The 7,759-nt window shown below is 64.5% G+C and carries 5 protein-coding genes and 1 pseudogene; 1 reads left to right on the forward strand and 5 read right to left on the reverse strand.

The features are described 5' to 3' along the window. Together ACG2LG_RS23270 and ACG2LG_RS23275 are read right to left on the reverse strand one after the other, a co-directional pair. Positions 1-569, reverse strand: a pseudogene (locus ACG2LG_RS23270) (hypothetical protein); the annotation flags it as partial. Positions 570-769: 200 nt separating this feature from the next. Continuing rightward, positions 770-1,882, reverse strand: coding sequence for a hypothetical protein (locus ACG2LG_RS23275; RefSeq protein ID WP_396263185.1), 1,113 nt, complete (start codon positions 1,880-1,882; stop codon positions 770-772). Between the two features lie 292 nt (positions 1,883-2,174). Here ACG2LG_RS23275 and ACG2LG_RS23280 point away from each other — a divergent pair, with 292 nt between their 5' ends. Then, positions 2,175-2,573: a type II toxin-antitoxin system VapC family toxin gene (locus ACG2LG_RS23280; protein WP_396263187.1), complete on the forward strand. Its 399-nt coding sequence runs from the start codon at positions 2,175-2,177 to the stop codon at positions 2,571-2,573. Positions 2,574-2,715: 142 nt separating this feature from the next. Here ACG2LG_RS23280 and ACG2LG_RS23285 read toward each other — a convergent pair whose 3' ends face one another. The 3 genes from ACG2LG_RS23285 to ACG2LG_RS23295 form a co-directional block, all read right to left on the reverse strand. Further along, a complete protein-coding gene (locus tag ACG2LG_RS23285; RefSeq protein WP_396263189.1) occupies positions 2,716-4,266 on the reverse strand; it encodes a sulfatase in 1,551 nt (516 codons plus the stop codon). Between the two features lie 5 nt (positions 4,267-4,271). Next, positions 4,272-7,439, reverse strand: coding sequence for a sialate O-acetylesterase (locus tag ACG2LG_RS23290; protein ID WP_396263191.1), 3,168 nt, complete (start codon positions 7,437-7,439; stop codon positions 4,272-4,274). A gap of 127 nt (positions 7,440-7,566) precedes the next feature. Next, positions 7,567-7,759: hypothetical protein (locus ACG2LG_RS23295; RefSeq protein WP_396263193.1), on the reverse strand; the 193-nt coding region annotated here is incomplete at its 5' end.

Genomic DNA, 7,759 nt, shown 5'->3' on the forward strand with positions numbered 1-7,759 from the left:
CCGGTGAAGCCGGAAAGATCGGTCCCGGCGGCGATCGCCGCACCGCCGCCGGAGCCCGGGTCAAGGCGCCGGTCGAAGATGCCGATCGAGGTCAATGTTCCGGAGCCGGTGATTGCGTCGAAGTCCAGCGTCGTGGTGCCCCCGCCTTCCGTGCCGAAATAGCCACCATTCGTCGCGCTCACCGTGAGCGTATTGCCGGTGATTGTATGGCCATTCGAATTGATTCCCCCGCCGTTGAGGACAACGTCTTGGAACGTCACGTTGATACCGGCGAGATAGATCAAGCCGAGCCAGGGATAGTTGGTTCCTCCGTCCACCTGGGTCGTTCCGCCATTCCATGTCGTGTTGGCGAACCCGGCACGAAGACTATCCTGGACGACCCACGTGTCCAAATCGCCGGAGGTGGGTAGGGCAGACGGATTGCCGCCGCCAGCCGGCAAGGATTGCCAATCCGTGCTCGCATCGTCCACAACCGTGCCCCCGCTGGTTCCCACCGTGTACCAAGTAGCCGCATTGGCCGTGGCGGCGAGCGATCCCAGCGCAAGTAGTGTGATGAGTGTGTTCTTCATTTGGTGTTCTTCATTTGGTAGTTCGTTTCTTATGCTGTACGTTCTTAGCTGTTGAATGGTTCCATCCGCCACTTGGCGTGAATGTATCGTTGAGAAGGTTGGTAAATGCCTGCCACCCCGCCAAACCAATTCACTTCCGGATGCGCGCCAAAATTTTACGGAAATTCGACAGCGGTGCCGGTGCGGACAGGGCCGGCGGATCAGGGAACCGGATCGACGTCCTGGACCCGCAGGAAGTACCTCGAGCCGAGGCCGGAGATGTCGACGGAGAAGGTCAGGTCGCCGCCGCCGTCGGTCTGGAACGGGCTGCCGCCGGTGTCGGTGGGCACGATTTCGGTCGCCCAGGTCGTCAGGTCGTCCGAGCCGGCGCAGTAATAGTCGACGCCGGGGGTTCCCTTCATGATCACCGTGGCGATAGAGCCGGACAACGAGATCGAGGTGATCTTCGGGTCCTCGGGCACGGCGCCGGACGCGACGGTCAGCGTGCCGCCGTTGTCGGTGAAATAGGCGCCGAGGCCCAGGCCGGTCAGGTCGGCGGCGTTGTAGGTGCCCGGAGCGAGCGTGGTGCCTCCGAACTTGGCCGAGGTGACGCTCACGTTGTTCTGCAGGACGTAGGAGTTCACACCAGTGGATTGAACTTCAACGCCGAAGGTAGCGGTGGTCACGTCGCCGCCGAACGCGAACTTCTGATTGCCGTTCATCACGAAGGTCCCGGTGTAACCGGAGAGATCGGTGCCGGCGGCCATCGTCACGATGCCATTCCAAATGCCGGGAACAGCAAGAATCTCCCCGGAGAAAATGGTCGCGATCGTCGTATCACCGGACCCGGTGTAGACGTCGAAATCCACCGTCATGCCTGCTCCGCCCTCGATGCCGATCGTCACCCCGCTCGCCGTGATCGTCGCGGTATTGCCGCTCATGGTGGCGCCGTTGCTGTTGATGGCGCCGCCGTCGAAAACGGCGTCCTGCAGGGTCGCGGTCCCGGTGGAGCCGCCGTTTTGAAAGAACATTCCGGGTCGGGTAGGATTATCGGTGCCCTCGAACACGGTTGTGCCGCCAAACCAGGTGGCATCGGTGAGATCGAAGCGGGATTTGCCCCAGCCTGCCGGCGACTGGACGACCCACGTGTCCGTATTGCCCGAAGTCGGAGGGTGCGGATTGAGGATCTGTTGCCAAGGGCCGCCATCTTGGACCTCGTTCCAAACATAATTCATCGTCGGATTGATTGACGTTTCCTGGCTGTAATACGTGGCGGAACTGGCCGTGGCGGCGAGCGATCCCAGCGCCAGCAGTGTGATGAGTGTGTTCTTCATTCGGGAGTTCCTTTCTTGGGCTGAACTTTCTTCGGTGTTGAATGGTTCCATTCGCCGGTTGGCGGGGAGATATCATCGGGAAGGCTGGCAAATGCCGCCGCTCCCGCCAAACCAATTCACTTCCGGATGCGCGCCAAAATTTTACGGAAATTCGCCAGCGGCGCCGGTCCCCCGATGTTCCCGCAAAGCGCAGCTTTCCGCTTGTCCATTTGCTCGGCCAGGATGGTCCTGATGTAGCTTTGGTAGGGGATGTCGCGCCGCTTGGCCTCCGATTTGAGGGTCCGATTTGAGGGTGGCCAGGGTGGTCTTGCTGGATACCAATGCCTATTCCGCCTACCGGCGGGGCAGTGAAAGCGTTCTGGACGTAATGGGACAAGCCGAGCGGGTGTACGTGACGGTGTTCGTTCTCGCCGAGCTTTTTTATGGATTTGCCGGCGGGACGCGCGAGCACGAGAACCGTCAGGAGTTGGGTGCCTTCCTGGCCAAGCCGACCGTGAGAATGCTCCACACCACCGAGGACACCGCGGAGCTTTTTGCTGCCGTGAAGGACCAACTGCGCCGCAAGTCGATGAAGATCCCCACCAACGACCTTTGGATTGTAGCCCATTGCATGGAGATCGGAGCGGTTCTCGTGACCTTCGACCGGCACTTCGATCACATCGAAGGGCTCCGTCGCTGGCGGGTTCCCTGATCGGCCCCGCCGGCGTCCATTCAAGACGCAGCGCATCGGAAACGCACTCGTTTCGCGGGGTTGAAACCCCGGGCTTCGTGAGCCGGCGGTTCGTCTCTGATCTCCAGTTGCCGGGTTTCCGGGAGGCGGCTTCCCCCGGGGTCTATGGTTTGTTTCCCCTGCCCGGCTCCTCCATCCGCTGCCGTTTCAGCTCGCCGAAGCGTTTGGCATCGTGCTGGAGGAGGAAGGGTTCGAATTCGTAGATCTCGGGCTTGCCGAGCAGGCGGGGGTCCTGGTCGGCGGTGAGGCGATCGATCAGGCGGGACTTGAGCTGTTGCAGGATGCCGGCGTATTGCGGGTCTCCGGCGAGGTTGTGGAGCTGGTGGGGATCGTCGGGCGTGTGATAGAGTTCATCGGCCGGGCGTTTGGCGACGGTCAGGGAGAACGGCGGGTCGAGGTGGGTCATGTCCGGCGTGTTCCTGACGAAGATCTCCTTGGTGGGGCCGGGGTCGATGTCGGCGTAATGCTGGCCGCGGATCGAGGGCAGCCGGCAGCCCACCGGCCACCAGTCCGGTTCGAGGTTGAGGATGTAGAGGTAGTCCTTGGTGTGGATGGCGCGCATCGGGTAGCCGCCGATGGTGTCCCACTGGCTCGGGCAGTGCCGTTCCTTGAAGGTGAAGACGTGGTCGCGCGCGGGGTCGCGGAGGCCGGCACGCGGCACCGATTCGAGGACCCCGAGCAGGCTGCGGGTCGTCATCTGCCCGGGCCGGGGCAGGCCGGCGACCTCAAGGAAGGTCGGGGCGAGGTCGGCGAGGTTGACGAAATCCTCGACCGTCTGGCCGGCTTGGACGCGGCCCGGCCACATGACGGCCAAAGGGACGTGGGTGCCGGCGTCGTAGAGGTTGCACTTGCCGCGGGGAAACGGCCAACCGTGGTCGCTGGTCACGACGATGAGCGTGTTGTCGAGCAGGCCCTGCTCCGCGAGGATTTCGAGGTGCCGGCCGGTGAGGGTGTCGAAGCGCTGCACCTCGGCGTAGTAGTCGGCGATGTCCCAGCGCACCTCCTCGACATCGGGGAAGGTGGGCGGCACCTCGACGTCCTCCGGCCCGATCCCGAGTTCCCGGGTCAGGCGCCGGTCGTAGTCGCGGTGCGGGTCCTGGGCGCCGAACCAGTAACAGAACGGCTGGCCGGGCTTGCGGTCCTCGAGGAAGGCCTGGAACGCCCCGGGGTTCTGGGGGAAGCCGTATGATTTCACGCCGGGGTCCGGCATGCCCGCCGGCACCTTGCCCGGGCCGAAACACTTGCCGTTGTAGCCGACGTGGTAGCCGCTCTCCGCGAGCAGGTTCGGATAGGTCACGAAGCCCTCGGGAAAGCGGCTGAACAGGTTGGCGCCGCGCCCCAGCTTCCACGGGTGCGCCCCGGTCAGGATCGCGTTGCGCGTCGGGGTGCACGACGGCGCCGGCGCGTGCGCGTTGGTGAACCGCATGCCCTGCGCGGCAATGCGCTCGAAGGTCGGGGTTTTCGGCATCTTCCCGCCCACCCCGGGAAAATGGTAGCCCCAGTCGTCGGCGATGCAGAAAAGGATGTTCGGGCGGGCGTTCGCGGAGTCGGAGTCTGGCGCCCCGCCCTCCGCAGCCTGGCCGTCGGTGGCCTGTCCCCAGACCGCCGGGGCGAGCCAGCAAAGCAGCCAAAGGTGGATTCTGATAGGCTTCACAATGACTACTCGCCGAGCAAGCCGGTCATGCCCTCGCCCATGGCCTTGCCGATGAGGAAGTAGCTCTCGGCGTTGAAGTTCCAGTGGAAGCCCTGGTCGTTGGGCGACACCGAGGACAGGCGCCAGAACGGGCGGGCGTCGACGCTGAAGACGGTGCCGTCGAACTCGGGATGATCGTCGGGGTCGCCCACCGCGAGCTGGGCCAGTTCGACCAGGCTGTAGCCCGGGAAGTTGTCGGGTTCCATGCCGGTGGTGGCGATCGAGATCGGCAGGGACGGGTTGCCGAACTCGACGCGCAGGTCGTTGATGAGATCGACCAGGTTGGCCTCGTACTCCTCCTGGGCGGCTTGGTCGATCCGGTCGTTGTAGCCCTGGTGCCAGCCGAAGCCGACGACCTGGTAGCCGAGGCCGGCCCACGCGGGGAACTCGGTGTCGAGGTCTTCGAGCACGTCGCGGACCTGGTTGAGCATGCCGGTATAGAAGGGTCCGACCGTGCCGCCGCGGGCGGCCACCGCGCTCGGCGGGCGGAACTGCTCCCTGAGGCTCTTGCCGCCCCATGCGGTCTTGATCAGCAGAACCTTGTCGTCGGGGTCGCCATAGTAGTCCCCAAGCACCTGGCCGAAGGCGTACTCGGGCCCGATCTTGTTGCCTTGGGCCCCGAAGCCGACGGTGAGGTCGCCCTTGATTACGTTCGGGCCGTAGCCGGGCTCGGCCCGGTCCCACCAGACCTTGACGTCGCTGCGGGTGGCCCAAGCGCTGGTGGCGGGATTGCCGGGGTCCACGAGGAGGCCGCTGTAGGTGTATTCGGGATAGGAGGCGTCATTGACGGCGAGGTAGCGCAGGCTGCCGACGGCGCCGTTGATCCCGCCGTTGCCGATTTCGGTCTCGCCGTAGCCGACCATGTTCGACTGGCCGGCGAGGATGAACACCTTGACGCCGTTCGGGTTGTTGTCCCAGGTCCCGAAATTGCCCATCGTGGCGGGCGCGAGCGGCCGCCCGCCGAGGTCGGCCAGGTTGTTCATCGTCACCGTGTAGGACGAGGTGAGGTCGAGCGGCGCGGCGGCGGTCAGGGTGACCGTTTTGCCGTTCGAACTGATCGCTACGGAGCTGATCGTGACCGCGCCGCCGCCGGCCTTCATCACCGAGTAGTTGGCCGGGTCGGTCGCGGCACCGGGCTGCATCGATTGCGAGAAAACCAGCGTGATGGTCACGCCGCTGCCGTAAAGCTCGACCAGCGAGGGATCGACGCCGTAGTCCGGCAGCGGATCCTTCTCGACCATCACGAAGAAGCGCCGCGCATCGCCGCCGTCGGGGACGTTCAAGATGGTGGTGAAGTCCCCGGTCGGGGCCATGTCCTCGCGGCCGTCCCAGACCGGCCAGTCGGCGGGCGGGGTGTCGAGGGAGGTGTCGCTGACCAGGTCGTACTGCTTGCCGTTCTTGCTGGTCCACGCGAAGTCGAGATTGTCGCCGTTTCGCTCGACGCTCAGGTCCATCTCGAACGCCGCGACCAGTTGCACCGCATTGTGCCCGGTGTCCGGCGAGTCGGAGTTGTCGACGGCGTATTCGAGCCGTCCGTTGGCGTCGGTGTATCCCGAGAGGACGATGAAGTTGTTCGGCGCGCCGAACTCGCCGGCCGGGAACGGGCCGCGCGTGATCCCCGAGGCGCCGCCATTAGCTGCGGCGAGGGTGAACTTCGCGGTCTGGTCGGGCGCTCCACCCAGGCCGAGCAGGTAGAGGTCATACCACGAGTTGGCGGCCAGGTTTTCGAACACCACGGTCGCAGTGCGTTCCTCGCTGTCGTTCGGGTTGTCGGAGAGCAGGTTGTAGTCCGCCCACAACTGCGTGCTGCCGGCACCGAAACCGAAGGTGCCATTGAAGTTGGAGACCGTGACGGAAACCGCCGTCCCGTTGCCCGCCGAGTCGAGCAAGCCCGAAAGCGTGCCGCCGCCGGCGTTGAACTCGTTCCAGACCGTGCCGCCGCGCGGGCCGGCCGGACCCTCGCCGGTGTAAACGCCCTGGTTTCCGAAATCGAGATTGACGGTGGGAAACGGCACGTTGGGCAGCGCGCGGACTTCGAGCGAGTTGCCGGTTTCGCCCGCCGTGGTGGTGGCCGAAACGGCATAGTAGTAGGTCATGCCATTCACCGCGGTGGTATCGGTGTAGGTGGTGACCGGCCCGGTTGGGAACACGGCGTCGGTAAACGGGCCGTAGGCTGTCAACGAACGCTTCACAGAATAACCCGTCGCCCCGGGGAAGGCCGACCAGTTTAGGGTAACCTGGTTGTTGCCGGGCACCGCCACGAGGTTTTGGGGAACGATCACCGCCGGCTCGACGGTCAGCGTGCCGCCGTTGTTGGTGAAGTAATCTCCGAGGCCGAGATTCGTCAGGTCGGTGGCGTTATAGGTGCCCGGATCGAGCGCGGTGGTTCCGAAGACGGCCGAGGTGACGGTCACGTTGTTCTGCAGGACGTAGGCCTGGGAGCCCGCGCTTTGGGATTCGATGCCGAACGTGGGGGTGGTCACGTTGCCTCCCAGCGCGAACTTCTGATTGCCCGTCATGACGATCGTCCCGGCGTAACCCGAGAGATCGGTGCCGGCGGCCAGTTGCACCGTGCCGGTCGAACCGCCGGGAGGAGGAACCAGCGCCCCATCGAAGAGTGTCTGAATCCGGATCGGCCCGGCACCGACGATCGCGTTGAAGTCGACGACAATGCTCGATCCACCTTCGATTCCGATCGTCACCCCGTTGGCCATCACCGTGGCCGTGTTGCCATACATCGTGCCGCCATTGCTGTTGATGGCTCCGCCGTCAAAGATGGCATCCTGAACGGTCGCGGTGGCGCCATTGTTCAGAAAGAACATCGCGGGGCGCTCAGGATTCCGGGCGCCTTCAAACACGGTCGTTCCGCCATACCATGTGGTGTCGGTCAGATTGAGGCGCGCCCGGTTCCATTCCGGCTGCGCCTGGATCACCCAGGTGTCCGTGTTGCCCTCGGCAGGGGGCATCAGACCGTCCAGACCATTGACGAAATCGGCACCGCCGTCGCGGGTGGCGTTCCAGCGCCAGTATTGATTCGGAGACAGATCCCCGGATCCCTGGGAGTACCAGGTGGCGGCGTCGGCCGTGGCGGCGAACAGGAGCGGCAGCAGGCAGGTGGCGAGCTTCAGTTTCATGAATGGCATTGGTTCGGAGGTTTTTGTGTCCCTGTGGTCGGGCGCGGAATGACTATCGCGGGCGGCGGCGCCCGCGACAAACTGAATTGCTTCCGGATTCACGGCAAAAGTTTACTGAATTGCGCCATCACGGAACCGGATCGAAGTTCTGGATCCGCAGGAAGTAGCTCGAGCCGAGGCCGGAGATGTCGACGGAGAAGGTCAGGTCGCCGGCGGCGTTGGTCCGGAACGGGCTGCCGCCGGTGTCGGTGGGGACGATCTCGGTCGCCCAGCTCGTGAGGTCATCCGAGCCGGCGCAGTAGTAGTCGGTGCCGGACGTT

Source organism: Haloferula sp. A504 (assembly GCF_044385805.1).
Classification (GTDB): domain Bacteria; phylum Verrucomicrobiota; class Verrucomicrobiia; order Verrucomicrobiales; family Akkermansiaceae; genus Haloferula.